This window comes from Curtobacterium sp. MCLR17_007 (assembly GCF_003234655.2).
Lineage (GTDB): Bacteria > Actinomycetota > Actinomycetes > Actinomycetales > Microbacteriaceae > Curtobacterium.
In genome coordinates this window covers 378,678-395,313 of the sequence record NZ_CP126271.1, presented here as the reverse complement: position 1 = coordinate 395,313, position 16,636 = coordinate 378,678, and the positions used below count along the sequence as shown (strand labels likewise).

At 71.8% G+C, this 16,636-nt stretch carries 17 protein-coding genes; 10 read left to right on the top strand and 7 right to left on the bottom strand.

The window, feature by feature from the left end; translation table 11 throughout:
• Positions 1-24 precede the first annotated feature (24 nt).
• On the bottom strand, positions 25-1,293 hold the full coding sequence (locus DEJ13_RS01955; protein ID WP_111107624.1) for a PTS transporter subunit EIIC: 1,269 nt from the start codon (positions 1,291-1,293) through the stop codon (positions 25-27).
• A 178-nt stretch (positions 1,294-1,471) separates the two neighbouring features.
• Here DEJ13_RS01955 and DEJ13_RS01950 point away from each other — a divergent pair, with 178 nt between their 5' ends.
• The gene (locus DEJ13_RS01950) at positions 1,472-1,708 is read left to right on the top strand and encodes a PTS sugar transporter subunit IIB (RefSeq protein WP_111107623.1); all 237 of its coding nucleotides are present in this window, start codon (positions 1,472-1,474) and stop codon (positions 1,706-1,708) included.
• Positions 1,705-2,157 carry a PTS sugar transporter subunit IIA gene (locus DEJ13_RS01945; protein WP_056123576.1) on the top strand — a complete coding sequence of 151 codons (453 nt, stop codon included), beginning with the start codon at positions 1,705-1,707 and terminating at the stop codon, positions 2,155-2,157. Before DEJ13_RS01950 ends, DEJ13_RS01945 begins: the two co-directional genes overlap by 4 nt.
• A gap of 51 nt (positions 2,158-2,208) precedes the next feature.
• Here the strand turns inward: DEJ13_RS01945 and DEJ13_RS01940 are convergent, their stop codons facing one another.
• Positions 2,209-2,943, bottom strand: coding sequence for a GntR family transcriptional regulator (locus DEJ13_RS01940; protein ID WP_056123579.1), 735 nt, complete (start codon positions 2,941-2,943; stop codon positions 2,209-2,211).
• Positions 2,944-3,077: 134 nt separating this feature from the next.
• Between DEJ13_RS01940 and DEJ13_RS01935 the strand changes: the two genes are divergently transcribed.
• From DEJ13_RS01935 to DEJ13_RS01915, 5 genes are all read left to right on the top strand, one after another.
• Positions 3,078-3,704 carry a response regulator gene (locus DEJ13_RS01935; RefSeq protein ID WP_200938456.1) on the top strand — a complete coding sequence of 209 codons (627 nt, stop codon included), beginning with the start codon at positions 3,078-3,080 and terminating at the stop codon, positions 3,702-3,704.
• On the top strand, positions 3,697-4,881 hold the full coding sequence (locus tag DEJ13_RS01930) for a sensor histidine kinase (protein ID WP_146245291.1): 1,185 nt from the start codon (positions 3,697-3,699) through the stop codon (positions 4,879-4,881). Before DEJ13_RS01935 ends, DEJ13_RS01930 begins: the two co-directional genes overlap by 8 nt.
• Positions 4,882-4,987: 106 nt before the next feature.
• On the top strand, positions 4,988-6,988 hold the full coding sequence (locus DEJ13_RS01925; RefSeq protein ID WP_181437098.1) for a bifunctional lysylphosphatidylglycerol flippase/synthetase MprF: 2,001 nt from the start codon (positions 4,988-4,990) through the stop codon (positions 6,986-6,988).
• On the top strand, positions 6,988-8,337 hold the full coding sequence (locus DEJ13_RS01920) for an alpha/beta hydrolase (protein WP_258374158.1): 1,350 nt from the start codon (positions 6,988-6,990) through the stop codon (positions 8,335-8,337). The genes DEJ13_RS01925 and DEJ13_RS01920 overlap by 1 nt, the downstream gene beginning before the upstream one ends.
• Positions 8,334-8,513, top strand: coding sequence for a hypothetical protein (locus DEJ13_RS01915; RefSeq protein ID WP_111107620.1), 180 nt, complete (start codon positions 8,334-8,336; stop codon positions 8,511-8,513). The genes DEJ13_RS01920 and DEJ13_RS01915 overlap by 4 nt, the downstream gene beginning before the upstream one ends.
• A 4-nt stretch (positions 8,514-8,517) precedes the next feature.
• Here DEJ13_RS01915 and DEJ13_RS01910 read toward each other — a convergent pair whose 3' ends face one another.
• From DEJ13_RS01910 to DEJ13_RS01890, 5 genes are all read right to left on the bottom strand, one after another.
• The gene (locus tag DEJ13_RS01910; protein WP_111107619.1) at positions 8,518-9,093 is read right to left on the bottom strand and encodes a GNAT family N-acetyltransferase; all 576 of its coding nucleotides are present in this window, start codon (positions 9,091-9,093) and stop codon (positions 8,518-8,520) included.
• 68 nt (positions 9,094-9,161) lie between these two features.
• Positions 9,162-10,784 (bottom strand): 2-oxo acid dehydrogenase subunit E2, encoded by a 1,623-nt coding sequence (locus tag DEJ13_RS01905; protein ID WP_111107618.1) that lies wholly within the window; start codon positions 10,782-10,784, stop codon positions 9,162-9,164.
• Between the two features lie 55 nt (positions 10,785-10,839).
• Entirely contained in the window at positions 10,840-11,799 is a 960-nt protein-coding gene (locus DEJ13_RS01900; RefSeq protein ID WP_056124035.1) for an alpha-ketoacid dehydrogenase subunit beta, read from the bottom strand.
• 86 nt (positions 11,800-11,885) lie between these two features.
• Positions 11,886-13,022 carry a thiamine pyrophosphate-dependent dehydrogenase E1 component subunit alpha gene (locus tag DEJ13_RS01895; RefSeq protein WP_111107617.1) on the bottom strand — a complete coding sequence of 379 codons (1,137 nt, stop codon included), beginning with the start codon at positions 13,020-13,022 and terminating at the stop codon, positions 11,886-11,888.
• A gap of 5 nt (positions 13,023-13,027) precedes the next feature.
• On the bottom strand, positions 13,028-14,125 hold the full coding sequence (locus tag DEJ13_RS01890) for a histidinol-phosphate transaminase (protein WP_111107616.1): 1,098 nt from the start codon (positions 14,123-14,125) through the stop codon (positions 13,028-13,030).
• A 41-nt stretch (positions 14,126-14,166) separates the two neighbouring features.
• Here DEJ13_RS01890 and DEJ13_RS01885 point away from each other — a divergent pair, with 41 nt between their 5' ends.
• The 3 genes from DEJ13_RS01885 to purB are packed head-to-tail and all read left to right on the top strand — an operon-like array spanning position 14,167 to position 16,493.
• Positions 14,167-14,565: a phage holin family protein gene (locus DEJ13_RS01885; RefSeq protein ID WP_056123614.1), complete on the top strand. Its 399-nt coding sequence runs from the start codon at positions 14,167-14,169 to the stop codon at positions 14,563-14,565.
• 27 nt (positions 14,566-14,592) lie between these two features.
• Positions 14,593-15,111 (top strand): low molecular weight protein-tyrosine-phosphatase, encoded by a 519-nt coding sequence (locus tag DEJ13_RS01880; RefSeq protein ID WP_111107615.1) that lies wholly within the window; start codon positions 14,593-14,595, stop codon positions 15,109-15,111.
• Positions 15,108-16,493, top strand: a complete 1,386-nt coding sequence (purB, locus tag DEJ13_RS01875) for an adenylosuccinate lyase (RefSeq protein WP_111107614.1) — start codon at positions 15,108-15,110, stop codon at positions 16,491-16,493. The genes DEJ13_RS01880 and purB overlap by 4 nt, the downstream gene beginning before the upstream one ends.
• Positions 16,494-16,636: the final 143 nt, after the last annotated feature.

Sequence of the window (16,636 nt, the reverse complement as noted above, 5' to 3'; positions counted from 1 at the left end):
CTCCCGGCCGGTAGGCGGTCGCGATCAGGCCTTGGTGGCCGCTTCGATCGTGTTCTCCGCGATCGTGTCTTCCTCGCGACCCGGGGTCCGGAGGTTCCACTTCCTGATCACCCAGCCGAACAGGAAGTAGTAGATCGCCGCGTACCCGAGACCGATCGGGATGAGCCAGATCGCCCCGTCGGCCTTGCCGAAGTTCAGCACGTAGTCGATCGCACCTGCCGAGAACGAGAACCCGTCGTGGAGGCCCAACGCGTTCACGAGGGCGAGCGACGTGCCGGTCAGGAGCGCGTGGATCACGTAGAGCGGGAACGCCACGAACATGAACGAGTACTCGAGCGGCTCGGTGATGCCCGTCACGAACGAGGTGAGCGCGGCGGAGAGCATGATGCCACCGACGAGCTTGCGGTTCTGCGGCTTGGCGTTGCGCCAGATCGCGAGCGCACCGGCCGGCAGCGCGAACATCATGATCGGGAAGAAGCCGGTCTGGAAGATGCCGGCGGTCGGGTCTCCCGCGAGGAAGCGCGGGATGTCGCCGTGGACGATGTCACCAGCGGCGTTCGTGAAGCTGCCGAGCTGGAACCACGGGAAGAAGTTGAGCAGCTGGTGCAGCCCGATCGGGATGAGCATGCGGTTCGCGAACCCGAAGACGCCACCACCGATGACGGCGTTGTCCGCGACGGCCTGGCCGGCTGCGGTCAGAGCGATGTCGAAGTAGCGGTACACGAACGACATGAGCACCGCGATGACGAGGCCAGCGGCGGCCGTCAGGATCGGGACGAGACGTCGCCCCGAGAAGAACCCGAGGAAGTCGGGCATCTTCGTCCGGTGGAACTTCTGCCACATGTTCGCCGCGACGAGACCCATCACGATGCCGCCGAGGACACCGAAGTTGATCGTCGCCTGGTCGCCGTTGGCGTCCTTCACCCCGGCGAGCACGATCGGCGACATGACCGCGAACACTTCGTACATGACCATGTAGCCGACGACCGCGGCGAGGGCCGTCGTGCCGTCGGACTTCTTGGCCCACCCGATCGCGATGCCGACGGCGAACAGCAGCGGCAGCCACGTGAAGATGGCCTGACCGGCAGCGGAGATGACACCCGCACCGGTCTCGAAGCCGGGGATCGCGCCGAGCAGGTCCGGCTGGCCGATGCGGTTCAGGATGCCCGCGGCCGGCATCACCGCGATCGGCAGCAGCAGGCTCCGCCCGAGCCGCTGCGCGTTGGCGAAGAGCTTGCTCTGCTTCTTCGGCGTCTTCTTCTCCGGCACATCCGTGGTGGCAGCAGTGCTCATCGGAGGTCCTCTCGTCATCGGGTGGAGCTGTCGGGGTGAGTTGAGTCGTGCGGGCGGCGCAGGTAGCCTCGGCGGTGACGCCAGGTCCGGTCCTGTCCGGTCATGACCAGTCCGTAGTCTCTGCGACCACGGCATGCATGTCAACCTGAACGCGAACCTGTAACGAGGAGGAAACTTCATGGCCGACATCAAGGCAACCGACATCATCGCCGCACTCGGTGGCACCGAGAACATCGAAGAGGTCGAGGGCTGCATCACGCGCCTCCGCGTCGAGGTGGAGGACGGCGACCTCGTCGACAAGGACGCCCTCAAGGCGGCGGGCGCCCAGGCCGTCGTCGGTGGTGGCACCGGCTGGCAGGTCATCGTCGGACCGATCGCCGACAACCTCGCGCAGGACATCCAGGACGAGCTGTGACCGCTGTCCTGACGCCCTTCGCCGGGCCCGTGATCGCACTCGCTGACGTGCCGGACCCGGTGTTCGCCGAGCAGCTCGTCGGCGCCGGGGTCGCGGTCGACCCCACGGGCGTCGAGGGCACGGTCACCGCGGTCGCCCCGGTCGACGGCACGATCGTCAAGCTGCACCCGCACGCGTTCGCGATGCAGGGGTCGGCGGGTACGGACGTGCTCGTCCATGTCGGCATCGACACCGTCAAGCTCAAGGGCGAGGGCTTCACGCTGCTGGCCGCCGAGGGCGCCGTCGTCAGCGCCGGCGACCCGGTCGTCCGGTTCACCCCGGCGACGATCTCGGCTGCGGGCTACTCGCCGGTGTGCCCCGTCGTCGTGCTCGGGTCGGCGCCGGACTCGGTCGCGCAGGACACCGTCGGCAGCACGGTCGCTGCCGGGGACGTCCTCTTCACCGTCTGACCGGCGGGCACCCACGTCGGTGCCGGCACGGTCCGACCCGCGCGGTCCGCACTACGCGACCGCGCGGGTCGCGGTGACCTCCATCTGGACGCGGTAGCGGTCCGAGCGGTACCAGCTCCGCGCGTGCTCGACGGGTCGGTCGCGCGAGTACGACACCCGGTCGAACTCCAGCAGGGGCGCGCCCGTCCTGGTGCCGAGCAGCGTGGCGACGTCGTCCGCGGCCGGTGTCGCCGCGACGGTCTGCTGCGCCCGGTCGATGGGCATGCCGTACTCGTCGGCGACGATCGAGTACACCGACCCGGACAGGTCGTGGTCGAGCAGCCCGGGGAACGCGTCGGCGACGAGCCAGGCGTCGTCGATCGACACCGGTGCCCCGTCGGCCATGCGCAGTCGCTTCAGGTGGAAGGCCGTGTCGGACTCCCCCAGACGCAGTGCCGCGGCGGTGTCGGTCGGCGGGACGCGCTCTTCGCGCAGGAGGACCACGGTGGTGGGCACGTGGCCCATCGCCCGCATCTCCTCGGTGAACGACGCCAGGTGCAGGGTCGACTGCACGGGCCGGTGCGCCACGAAGGTGCCCTTGCCGCGGACGCGCTCGAGGTAGCCCTCGTTGACCAGCTGGCCGAGTGCTTCGCGCACGGTGATGCGCGAGACGCCGTACTCGGCGATGAGCTGACGCTCGGACGGGATGGCGGCTCCGGGGGCGAGTCGGACGGTGGCCAGGTCGAGCAGGATCCGGCGGAGCTGCTGGTGTTTCGGCTCCGCGCCTTCGGTGATGCGGCTCGTCATCGGTCCCTCGTGCTCCGTTGCGGTGTCGGTGGTCTGCCCGGTGGTCCTGGGCGGACATGACCAGTGCTCTCACAGTAGCGATCCCTGGACGGGACGTCGATGTGCCGTGGAGAACCCGTGCCAGGATGTCGCCCGTGATCTCCGTGGTGATCGTCGACGACGAAGCGCTGGTCCGGTACGGCTTCGAGCTGATCCTCGGGGCGGCGCCGGACATCGAGGTGGTCGCGACGACCTCCGACGTCGACGCGATCGCCACCGTCACCGAGCACCGCCCCGACGTGGTGCTGCTCGACGTGCGCATGCCCCGCATCGACGGTCTCGACCTGCTCGGGTCCATCACGGCCATGCCGGAGCCGCCCGCGGTGGCGATGCTCACGACGTTCGACGCCGCCGAGCACCTCGGCCGCGCGATGGAGCTCGGGGCCGCGGGGTTCCTGCTCAAGGACACGGACCCCGAAGGCCTGGCCCAGTACGTGAGAGTCCTGGCAGCGGGCGGCGTCGTGCTCGCCTCGGAGCTCGACCGCGCCCGACTGTTCGCCCCCTCGGTCGTGCAGTCCGAGGTCCCGCCGATGACCGACCGCGAGCGCGCCGTCCTGCAGCTCGTCGCCGACGGTGTCAGCAACCCCGAGATCGGCGCACGACTCGGGGTCAGCACCGGCACCGTCAAGGAGGACGTGCGCGCCCTGCTCGCCGCCTTCGGCGTCGCCAGCCGTGTCCAGCTCGCGCTCCGCGCAGCGGCGGCGGGGCTGCTCCGTGCCTGAGTCGCGAGTCCGCCGCGTGCTGGGAGCGACGGACAGGAGGCTCGACACCGTCGTCGACGGCGGCTTCCGCTGGATCCGTGGTCACCAGCCGCCGTGGTGGCTGGTGGACGCGTTCTTCGTCGCCGCCGCGGTCGGCGACGCCGTGCTCGACATCTCGGGCGCCACGGACTTCGAGACCGCGATGTCGCTCCTGGCCGCGGCGGCCCTGGTCCTGCGCCGCCGCCTGCCCGTGACGGCGTTCGCGTTGACCGTGCCGGGGCTGTTCGTCGGCTCGGCCGTGGTGGCGTCCGTCGTCGCGCTGTTCACGATCGGGCAGCGCACCGACCGGCGCTGGCTGATGCTGCTGGCCGCGGTGGTCGAGTTCGTCGGCTTCGGCGGGTTCGTCGGCCCGCCGCAGAACCTCGAGGACGTCATCGTCTCGATCATCTACGCGCTCATCTTCGCCCTCGGTCCGCTGTCGATCGGCCTGCTCGCCCAGACCCGGCAGCGGTTGACCGAACGGCTCGCCGAACGCGACTCCGCCCGCGCCGAGGAACGCCGGCAGGCCGCCGAGGTCGCCCTGTCCCGCGAACGGGCGTTGCTCGCGCGGGAGATGCACGACGTCGTCTCGCACCAGGTGACGCTGATCGCCGTGCAGGCGGGTGGCATGCAGATGGCCGGTCGTGACGAGGCCGAGCGCGGGTTCGCCCGCACGATCCGCCAGCTCTGCGTGGTCACCCTGCAGGAGCTGCGCGAGATGGTCCAGGTGCTCCGTGCCGCAGGAGGCACCGACCGTGAGATCGCGCCGCAGCCCGTCCTGGCCGACCTGGACCGGCTGGTCACGGCCGCCGGACTCGACACCACGACCGCGGTCGACCTGCCGGCGACCCTGGCGCAGCCGGTCCAGCGCGCCGTGTACCGCTTCGTGCAGGAGGCGCTGACGAACGTCCGGAAGCACGCACCCGGGGCAGCGGTGCACGTGTCCGGCGAGGTCGTCGGTGGTGTGGTCACCGTCCGCGTCGTCAACGGCCCCGCCGCGTCGGACCGCCTCGAGCTGCCCGGGTCCGGCCTCGGGCTCATCGGGCTCGGTGAACGGGCGTCACTGCTCGGCGGACGACTCGAGAGCGGTCCCACGCCGGACGGCGGGTTCGCCCTGTCCCTGCGGCTGCCCGTGGAGCACCTGCCACCGACGTCCTGACCGGCACCAGCGGCTGCGCTGCCGACACGGTCCGATGGCCGATCGGCCATCGTGGTTCAACCCGACGGTCGATGCCCGCGGGTCTCGGATCCACTTCGATGGCACTGTGCCCATCCGTCCCGTCCTCGCCCGGCTCCGTCGCCACCCCGTCACCCTCGTCGTGGCCGGGGCGATCGTCGTCCTGGTGGTCGGCGCTCGGCTGACGCACGCCGAACCGGACTTCCCGCACCACCCGCCCGTCGCCTGCCTGGCACTCGTCGCGACGATCATCGCCGCCGCGGTCGCCGAGCGGACGATCGGCTCGATCAGGGCGGCACTGGTCGGCGTGGTCGTCCCGGCGATCGCGATGCTCGTCACGGAGCTGGCGGTCAGCGTCGGCGACGCACTGGGTGAGGCGCACGCCGAAGTGGTCCACGGACAGCCGATGCTGGCGCCGTCGGTGATCGCCGTCACGCTCTTCGCCGCGGCGTCGGCCGGCATGCCCACCCAGCGCCGGTGGCGGGTCCGCACGGTGCTGTGGACGGTGACGCTCACCCTCCTGCTCTTCGCGGGCCACGGCTCGGACGTGACCCGCGCGCTCGCCGCCCTGCTCGGGACCGCGGCCGGCGCGCTCGTCGTGCACCGGGCCTCCCGTCCCGCGCAGCGCGACCACCTGACGGCCCGGACGGTCGTCGTGGCGACCCTCGTCGCGCTGGGCGGCGGCACGCTGGTGACGCTCGTCGTGCCGGACCCGGACGGGGTGCTCTCGCCGTTCTCGGACGCGATGAGCGACCGCGCCACCGTGCTCGTCGGAGTCCTGCTGCTCGTCGCCGCCTGGCTCGTGCACCACGGCCGTCGTGCCGGGATCGTCGTCGCGGCCGGGGTGCTCGTCGTCCTGACCGCCGTGCTCGCCGACGTGTTCCTCATCGAGCCGATGACGGACTCGGCGGTGCAGTGGCAGGGGCTCGGCCTGGACGAGGTCGAGTGGCAGGTGACCCTGCTCGGCGCCTGGGTCGTCCCCGCGTCGGTGCTGCTGGCGATCCTGGTGCTGCGCGGCCGTCTGGTCCGAGCGCCCTTCCGGGCAGCGTCCGGGCCGTCCGAGCTCGTCGCGATGCTGCGCGGGGGCGACGCCGGGTCACTCGGGCACATGGGGACGTGGCGCGGGAACGCGGTCTGGTCGCACCCCGACGGACTCGGCGCCGTGGCGTACCGCGTGCGCGGCGACGTCGCCCTGACGGTCTCCGACCCGGTGTGCACCGCCGACGACCGTGCCGCCGTCATCAGTGCGTTCGCGCTGCACTGCGAGGAGAACGGCTGGGTCCCGGCGTTCACGAGCGTGCACGAGCCGGTGCGGGCGATCCTGGCGCCCGAGGGGTGGACCGCGCTGCCCGTCGGCGTCGAGGCCGTCCTCGACGTCACGACCTTCGACCTGCGGGGCAAGCGCCGCCAGGACCTGCGCACCGCCTCGAACCGCGCCGACCGCGAGGGCGTCCGCGACGAGTGGACCCGGTTCGCGCAGCTCGACCCCCGGCAGCGCGCCGAGGTCGAGGCGATCTGCACCCGGTGGGCCGCCGACCGCCGTCTGCCCGAGATGGGCTTCACCCTCGGCGGCTTCCGCGAGCTCGACGACCCCGACGTGCGACTCGCCCTGGCGGTCGACGCCTCGGACCGGGTCACCGCCGTGACGAGCTGGCTGCCGGTGTACGCGCACGGCGCCCTGACCGGCTACACGCTCGACGTGATGCGGCGCGGCGAGGACGGGATGCCCGGGGTCGTCGAGTTCCTGATCGCCCGGACCGCCCTGCGGTCGCGCGAGGCCGGTCTGACCACGCTGAGCCTGTCCGGCACGCCGCTTGCCGCCCACGACCCCGCGTCGACGGCCGTGCTCGACCGCGGCTCGCGACTGTTGGCCCGCCTGCTGGAGCCGGCGTACGGGTTCCGCTCGCTCCAGCGGTTCAAGGAGAAGTTCGGCGCACAGCACGAACCGCTCTGGCTGGTCGTGCCGACGCCGTTGCACGTGCCACGGGTCGCCCGGGCCCTGGCCGGTGCCTACCTGCCGGGGCTGCGACCCCGGCACCTGTGGGAGCTGCGGCGTGCGCACCGTGCGGCCGCCGGGGCACGAGGCTGATGCTCGACCCGTTCCACTGGGTGATGGGGACCCGGCTGCAGGTCCCCACGAAGCTCGTGCCCGCGGACGTGCTGTTCGGCGTCACCGCGGTCGTCGTGCTGCTGCCGGCGCTCCGCACGGGGCTGCGGTCGAGCGCGGCCTGGCGACGCACGGGCGTCCGCGCCGCGGTCGCTGTCGGCGGTGCCCTGCTCGGACTGCTGGCGTGCTGGGTCGTCGGTGACCTGTTCAACGCGTTCGACGTCCACCTGACCGACGTCACACGGATGTGGGTGGCCATGGCCTTCGCCGGGCTCGCACTGGCCGTGGCGGGGCTCGTCCAGGGCGGCCGCGGACGCCGCGTGCTCGCCGGCGTGCTGGTGCCCCTGGCGTTGCTCGTCCCCGCGCTCGGCGTCAACGTCGACTACGCCGCCTACCCGACGCTCAACGCGCTCGTGCAGACCAACCCGTTCCCGGCCCTCGACCTGGGTTCCGAGTCCAGCGTGGACGCCGTCGCCGACCGACCCGCGTCCGAGCACTGGACCCCGCCCGCGACGATGCCGACGGCGGGCCGCGTGGGCACCGTGCGGATCCCGAGGACGCGGTCGGGCTTCCCCGCGCGTCCGGCCGTCGTGTACCTGCCGCCGGCCGCGCTCACCGACGACCCGCCCGTGCTGCCGGTCGTCGTCTCGCTCTCCGGGCAGCCCGGTTCCCCCAGCGACATGTTCACGGCGGGCGGTATCGCCGGCGTGCTCGACGCGTACGCGGCCGCCCACCACGGGCTCGCGCCGATCGTGGTGTCCGCCGACCAGCTCGCCGTGCCCGGGCACAACACGATGTGCGTCGACTCGTCGATCGGCAACGCGGCTACTTACATCACACAGGACGTCCCCGCGTGGGTCACCGCACACCTGCGCGTGCCGACGGACCGCCGCGGCTGGGGGCTCGTCGGGTTCTCGCAGGGCGCGACGTGCGCGACGCAGTTCCTGTCGGGGTACCCGGACCGCTTCGGCGCCGCCCTCGCCGTGTCGAGCGAGCTGCACCCGGTCGACCGCTCCCCGCAGAACAGCGCCGACGAGGCCTTCGGCGGGTCCCTCGCCCGCTGGCGCGCCGCCGCCCCGTCAGCGCTGATGGCCGCGAACGCCCCGTACCAGGACACCCGGCTGTGGCTGACCGCCGGGTCGACGGACCACGAGTTCACCGAGTCGGCGAAGCGGATCGGCGCGGCCGCGCGGCGTGCGGGCATCCACACCGCCGTCGCGTCGGCGCCCGGGAGCGGACACGACTGGAACACCGTGCAGTGGTCGCTCGCGAACGAGCTGCCCCACGAGGCCGACGCGCTGCTCGGCGCGCCCGGGGTGGTGCAACCGTGAACGACGCACCGGGGGTGCTGGTCGTCCGCGTGGCGGTGCTCGGGGCGGCGGTGCTCGTGATGGTGGGCGTGCTGTCGTTCAGCCCGGGCGGCGTGTGTGTCGTCGCCGCGGTGGTGCTCGGGCTGGCGACGGTCGCCGCCGGGGTGCTCGGCGCGCTGGCGGCTGGGCGGCGCTGACCCCTCAGGCGTTCGCGACGAGCCAGGCGTGCTGCTGGTCGGTGAGCACGCGGTCCGCCCAGACCTGTCGCTCGACGTCGTCGGGGGTGGGTGCGGCGGTCGTGCCCTGCCAGACGAGCGCGAGTCCGGCGTTCGCCAGGACCCGTGCCGACGCCGGGTTGTTCGTCAGTACCCGGCCGGTCACGGGCACACCAGGGGCGGTGTCGTGCGCTGCCGTCGTCGCCGCCCGCGCGACGGCCGTGGCGTGACCGTGGCCCCACGCGGACGGTGCGAGGCGGTACCCGAGGTTCCAGACGCCGCCGGCGGTCATGTCGACGCCACCGACCCCGAGCACGACCCCGCTCTGCAGGTCGCGGATCGTCCACGACCCGAGCCCGTGCCGGACGCGGCCGCCGATCTTGCGCTGCACCAGGTCGACTGTCTGCGCACGGCTGGCGTGCCGACCGCTCGGCAGGTGGGTCCAGGTGCGGGCGTCGGCGTAGACGACGTGCAGGGCGTCGATGTCGGTGGGTGTGACGGGCGTCAGCAGGAGGCGATCCGTTCGGATCTCCTGTGGGGCGGTCAGGAGCTGGTGGACCATGTGCTGATCATCACCCGCGCCACCGACATCCGCGTGAACACCACGCCAACGACCGGCAGGTCCGCGGGTCAGTCGAGCAGGAGCGCCGGCTCCTCGATGACCGAGGCCACGTCGTGCACGAAGCGGGAGGCGACGTCGCCGTCCACCACGCGGTGGTCGAACGAGGCGCCGATCGTCGTGACCATCCTCGAGCGGACCTCGCCCTCGACGACCCACGGCTTCGGCTTGATCGTGCCCATCGCGACGATGGCGACCTGGCCCGGGTTGAGGATCGGCGTGCCGGTGTCCATGCCGAACACACCGATGTTCGTCACGGTGATCGTGCCGTCGGCCATCTCGGCGGGGCTGGTCTTGCCGTCGCGGGCGGTGAGGGTCATCGCCTCGAGCGCCTTGGCCAGCTCGAAGAGCGACATGTCCTGCGCGTCCTTGATGTTCGGCACGATGAGCCCGCGCGGGGTCGCCGCGGCGATGCCGAGGTTCACGAAGTGGTGGACGATGATCTCGCGGTCGGTCCACGACGAGTTCACCGAGCGGTTGCGGCGGACCGCCCAGATGACGGCCTTCGCCATGATGAGCAGCGGCGACACCTTGACCCCCGCGAACGTCGGCGAGGACTTGAGCCGCTTGACGAACTCCATCGTGCGCGTGGCGTCGACGTCCACGAACAGCGACACGTGCGGCGCGGTGAACGCCGACGTGGTCATCGCCGTCGCGATCGCCTTGCGGACGCCCTTGACCGGAATGGTCTCCTGACGGACGTCACCCCACTCGGGCGTCTCGAGGTTGCGGAACACCGTGGCCTGCGTCGCGTGCCGGATGACGTCGTCGCGCGTGACCTCGCCGGCGAGCCCGGTCGGCACGACGATCGCGATGTCGACGTCGAGGTCCTTCGCCAGCTTGCGGATCGGCGGCTTCGCCATCACCGGCGGCGCCGTCGGGCGCGCGGGGCGCTGACCCTGCGCCGCGACGGCCTCGGCGGTGGTCGCCTCGCCGTCGTCGGTCAGGACCAGGTCGGCCTCCCGACTGGAGGCCCGGCTCGCCTGGGCGGCGGCGGCGGCGGCCCGGCGGGCGCCCGGCTTGCGGCGCGAGGGTGCGCTGGTCGCGGAGCCGTAGCCGACCAGGACGGCGCCGGAGGACTCGTCCGTGCCGACGACGGACGCACCGTCAGCTGCGGGGAGCGAGGCCGGCATGCGGGACTCGGTCGGCGCGGGGGTGGCAGCCGGCGACGGTGCGTTGGCACGGGTGGGCGTCGCCGCCGCCGGGGCGGGAACGGTCACGCGAGCGGGGGCCGCGACGGGCGGAGTGGAAGCGACCGGGGCGGGAGCGACCGGAGCGGAAGCGACCGGGGCGGAGGCGACCGGGGCACTGGGCGCGACCACGGGCGAGACCGGGGCGGCGTCGACGACGGAGGCCGGGCCTCCCGGGTGGTCGGTCGTGGACGCGACGGACGCGCCGGACTCGACCCGGATGATCGGACGACCGACCTCGACCGTGTCGCCCTCGGCGACGAGCAGTCCCGTGACCGTGCCCGCGAACGGGGACGGCAGTTCCACCAGGGACTTGGCGGTCTCGATCTCGACCAGGACCTGGTCGACGGTGACCTCGTCCCCGATCGCGACGCGCCACTGGACGATCTCGGCCTCGTTGAGGCCCTCGCCCACGTCGGGCAGGGGGAATTCGGCGACAGCCACGTCGGCTCCTTCGGCGGTCGGTCGTGCGGTGGAGAGGTGGTCCGGCTGGACCGGGTCAGTAGGCGAGGGCGCGGTCCACGGCCTCGAGGACGCGGTCGGCGTCCGGCAGGTGGTGGTGCTCGAGCTTCGACTGCGGGAACGGGATGTCGAACCCAGAGACCCGCAGCGGCGGGGCCTGCATCGTGTAGAACGCCCGCTCGGCGACGGTTGCGGCGATCTCGCTGCCGACGCTGACGAACTCGGAGGCCTCTTGCGCGACGACCAGACGTCCGGTCTTGCGCACCGACGCGAGCAGGGGTTCCCAGTCGATCGGCGAGATCGAGCGGAGGTCGACGACCTCGCAGCTGGTGCCCTCGGCCTCGGCGATGTCGGCCGCCTGCATCAGCGTCGCGACCATCGCACCGTGCCCGACCAGCGTGACCTCGGTACCCGTCCTGGCGACGCGGGTGGTGTGCATCGGCACGTGCCCGTCGACCAGGTCGACCTGGCCCTTGGGCCAGTACCGCGACTTCGGCTCCATGAAGACGACCGGGTCCTTCGACGCGATCGCCTCTTGGATCATCCAGTAGGCGTCGTTCGGCGTGCTCGGGCTGACGACCCGGAGTCCGGCGGTGTGTGCGAAGTACGCCTCCGGCGACTCCTGGTGGTGCTCGATCGCTCCGATGTGCCCGCCGTACGGGATGCGGATGACGACGGGCAGCGACATGTGCTGCGGGAGTCGGTTCGCCATCTTGGCCAGCTGCGAGGTGATCTGGTTGAAGGCCGGCCAGACGAACCCGTCGAACTGGATCTCGACGACGGGGCGGTACCCGCGCAGGGCCAGACCGATGGCGGTGCCGACGATGCCCGACTCGGCGAGCGGGGTGTCGCGCACGCGGTCCGGACCGAAGCGGTCCTGCAGGCCCTCGGTGATGCGGAACACACCGCCGAGCCGTCCGATGTCCTCGCCCATCAGCAGGACCTTGTCGTCGCTCGCCATCGCCGCCGCGAGTCCCGCGTTCAGCGCCTTGGCCATCGGGATGGTCGGGGTGGGGTCCTCGGGGGCCTCGCCCGCGCCGGGGTGCGACCGGAGCGTGTAGTCGAACAGCTGCTCGGTGGTGCTCATGCGTGGGTCCCTGCGTCCTGGGCGGCCTCGTACTCGTGCAGGCGGGTGCGTTGCTCGTCGATGCGCGGGTGCGGCTCGCGGTACACGTTGTCGAACATCGCGTCCATCGGCGGTGTCTGCAGCGCGGAGGTCTTCGCGCGGATGTCGGCGGCGATCTGCTCGCCCTCGGCCTCGAACTCGGCGAACTGCGCGTCGGTGGCACCGCGGCTGCGCAGGAAGGCCTCGGACCGGGTGATCGGGTCGCGGGCCACCCAACCGGCCAGCTCGTCGTCCCCGCGGTACCGGGTCGGGTCGTCCGAGCTGGTGTGGGCGCCGATGCGGTAGGTTTCGGCCTCGATGAACGCCGGGCCCTGGCCGCTGCGGGCGTGCTCGGTCGCGACGGTGCTGACCGCGAACGAGGCCAGCACGTCGTTGCCGTCCACCTTGACGCTCGGGATGCCGAAGCCGCGCGGACGGTCGACGAGCGGCGTCGGCGACTGCACCGACACCGGGACCGAGATCGCCCAGTGGTTGTTCTGCAGGAAGAACACGACGGGGGCCCGGTGCGACGCGGCGAACACGTAGGCCTCGTTCACGTCGCCCTGGCTGGTCGCGCCGTCGCCGAAGTAGACGATCGAGCACTCGTCGACGTCGGGGTCACCCGTGCCGACCTTGCCGTCGAGCGCCTGGCCCATGGCGTAGCCCGTCGCGTGCAGCGTCTGTGCGCCGATGACGAGCGTGTAGACGTGCGTGTTGCCACGGGCGTCCGGGTCCCAGTTGCCGTGGGCCTGGCCGCGGAACAGCGAGATGATCTCCATCGGCTGGACACCCCGCTGCAGGACGACGGCGTGCTCGCGGTAGGACGGGAAGAGGTGGTCCTGGGGGCGCAGGGCGAAGGCCGAACCGACCTGGGCGGCTTCCTGCCCGTGGCTCGGCGCCCAGAGTCCGAGCTGCCCGGTGCGCTGCAGGTTGCCGGCCGCGTGGTCGAAGCGTCGTGTGAGCACCATCTGGCGGTGCATCGCGAGCAGCGTCTCGTCGGGGAGGGACCGTGCGACGGCGGCGAACTCGGCGTTGTCGTCGGTCTCCACGAACCGGCCCTCGATGTCGAGGAGCTGGATGGTGGTCGTCGCGGGCGCCGCGGCGTGGAAGGACATGCGGGTCAGCGTAGCGGCCGGTCGAGGCCGGGCGTTGTGAGTCCCCCGACAAGCGAGCGCGCGGTTTCGAGGAGCTTGTCGACAGCCTCGTGCTCGCCGATGGAGACCCGGATGCCCTCGTTCCCGAAGGCCCGGACGATGATGCCGGCACGTTCGAACTGCTCAGCCGCGTGCCCCGTGTGGTCGCCCGTCGGCAGCCACACGAAGTTGCCCTGGGCATCGGGGACGTCCCAGCCCTGGGCCCGCAGCGCGGTCACGACCAGGTCGCGTCGGTCGGTCAGGTGCGTGACCCGATCGAGCAGCTCGGTCTCGCGCTCGAGGCTGGCCAGCGCGGCCGCCTGTCCCTGCGCCGTGACGCTGAGGGGGATGGCACACGCGCGGACGGCGTCGAGGACGTATGCCGGACCGAGCGCGTACCCGACGCGGAGCCCGGCCAGGCCGTACGCCTTGGAGAAGGTGCGGAGGACGACGAGGTTCGGGTACCGCTCCAGCAGCGGGACCCCGCGCACGGCGTCCGGGTCGGTCACGAACTCGGCGTAGGCCTCGTCGAGCACCACGAGGACGTCCCGCGGCACCCGCGCCATGAAGGCGTCGAACTCGGCTGCGGTCACCACGGTGCCGGTGGGGTTGTTGGGCGTGCACACGATCACCATGCGGGTGCGCTCGGTGACGGCCGCCGCCATGGCGTCGAGGTCGTGCCCGCCGTCGGCCCGGTTCGGCACCTGCACGCTGGTGGCGCCGGCAACCGTGACCACGCCGGGGTAGGCCTCGAACGACCGCCAGGCGTACACGACCTCGTCGCCGGGGCCGGACGTCGCCTTCGCCAGCTCGTGCAGGATCGCCACGCTGCCCGGCGCGACGTGGACCTCGTCGACGGTGACGCCGAAGCGGTTCGCCAGGACGGCACGCACGGCGAGCGCTGTCGCGTCCGGGTAGCGGTTGTAGGCCGTCTGCGCCTGCACCGCCTCGACCACGCCGGGGAGCGGCGGGAACGGGTTCTCGTTGCTCGAGAGCTTGAAGGCGTCCGCCGCGGCCTGGCGTCCCTGCTTGTACGCGGGGAGGATCGCGATCTCGGGCCGGATGCGCACGGGCTGCTCTGTCACCCGTCCAGACTACCGAGCACGTCACCGGGCATCATGGACGCATGCGATTCCTCGTCCGCCTCGTCATCAACGCCGTCGCGCTCTGGCTCACCACGCTCATCGTCAGCGGCGTCACCGTCACCGCGTTCGGCAACGGCGGCACCGTCGAGACCGTCCTGACGTTCCTGCTCGTGGCGTTCGTCTTCGGGCTCGTCAACGCCGTGATCGGCACCGTGATCCGGGTCGTGGCGTTCCCGGTGTACATCCTGACGCTCGGGCTGATCTCGTTCGTCGTGAACGCGATCCTGCTGCTCATCGTCGCCGGCATCTCGAGCGCGATCGGCTTCGGCCTGCAGGTCGAGTCGTTCGGCTGGGGCATCGTCGGCGCCTTCGTACTGGCCGTCTTCGCGTGGCTGATCGGCCTGGTCGTGCGGCCCGTGCTGAACCGCCCGCGCGCCTGAGCGCTGCCGGTACGCCATGATGTGGGCATGACCACGGACGCCGACGCCCCGTCGACCTTCCGCGTCTCGTTCGTGTGCAGCGGCAACATCTGCCGTTCCCCGATGGCCGGGATCGTCTTCCAGCGCCTCGTCGACGACGCCGGGATGACCGATCGGTTCCAGGTGCAGTCCGCGGGGACGGGCGACTGGCACGTCGGCGAACCGGCGGACGAGCGGACGATCGCTGCCCTGGCGGCGCGCGGATACGATGGGTCCAGGCATCGCGCCCGTCAGTTCGACCCGGACCGGTTCCCGGACCTCGACCTGGTGGTCGCACTCGACCGCTCCCACGAACGCATCCTGCGCTCGTGGGCACCCACGATGGACGACGCCGCGAAGGTGACGCTCCTGCTGCGGTACGACGACGCCTGGCCGGAACAGGCCGACGTGCCGGACCCGTACTATGCGGACCGACACGAGTTCGACCGGGTGCTGTCCACGGTCGAGCGGGCCTGCCGCGCACTCTTCCACCAGATCGAACCGGCCGTCCGCCAGGGAGCACCATGACCCCCCTTCCCCCGCAGCCGATCAGCCCGCTCGACGGGCGGTACTACCCGGTCGTGCACACGGTGGGCGAGCACCTCTCCGAGGCCGGGCTCAACCGTGCGCGCATCACCGTCGAGGTGGAGTGGCTGGTCTTCCTGACCGACCACGCGATGTTCACCACGTCGCCGCTCAGCGTCGACGACAAGGCGGCCCTGCGCGCCGTCGTCACGGACTTCGGCCAGGCGCAGATCGCCGAGCTGGCGCAGATCGAGGCGACGACGCGTCACGACGTCAAGGCCGTCGAGTACTTCGTCCGTCGGCGCCTGTCCGAACTCGGGCTCGACGCCATCGCCGAGCTCACGCACTTCGCCTGCACCAGCGAGGACATCAACAACCTGTCCTACGCGCTGACCATCAAGGACGCCACCGAGCTCGTCTGGCTGCCGGCCTTCCGCGCCGTTGTCGCCCGACTGCGCGAGGTCGCCGCCGAGCTCCGCGCCGTCCCGATGCTGTCCCACACGCACGGCCAGCCTGCCACCCCGACCACGCTCGGCAAGGAGCTCGCGGTGGTCGTCTACCGACTCGAGCGCGTGCTGGCGCAGATCGAGGGCAGCGAGTACCTCGGCAAGTTCTCCGGCGCCACCGGCACGTTCTCGGCGCACCTCGCCGCCGACCCCGAGGCCGACTGGCCCACGCTGTCCCGGACCTTCGTCGAGGGCCTCGGCCTGCGGTGGAACCCGCTCACCACGCAGATCGAGTCGCACGACTGGCAGGCCGAGCTCTACGACCGGATCCGGCACGCCAACCGCATCCTGCACAACCTCGCGACCGACATGTGGACCTACATCTCGATGGGGTACTTCACGCAGATCCCGATCGCCGGCGCGACGGGGTCGTCGACGATGCCGCACAAGATCAACCCGATCCGGTTCGAGAACGCCGAGGCGAACCTCGAGATCTCGTCCGCGCTGTTCTCCACGCTGTCCGAGACCCTCGTGACGAGCCGCCTGCAGCGCGACCTGACGGACTCCACCACGCAGCGCAACGTCGGCGTCGCGATGGGCCACTCGCTGCTCGCGCTCGACAACCTGCGCCGCGGGCTGAGCGAGGTCGCCGTGAACGAGCAGCGCCTCGCCGAGGACCTCGACGGCAACTGGGAGGTGCTCGGCGAGGCGATCCAGACGGTCATCCGCGCCGAGGTCACCGCGGGCCAGTCCGACATCGAGGACCCCTACGCGATGCTCAAGGAGCTCACGCGCGGCAAGCGCATCGGGCAGCAGGACCTGGTCGCCTTCGTCAACGGCCTGGACATCTCGGACGGCGCCAAGGCCCGCCTGACCGCCCTGACGCCGGCGACGTACACGGGGCTGGCGGACGAGCTGGTGGACCACCTGGACGTCTGAGCCGCTGGACGTCTGAGCGGCGGGGCGTCTGAGCACCGCCGAGACACCGCCGCACGCGCGAGACGCCGCCGAATTGGGCGGCGTCTCGCCATTCCGGCGGCGTCTCGCCAGTCCGGCGGTGTCTCGTCGTCCCGGTGACGACG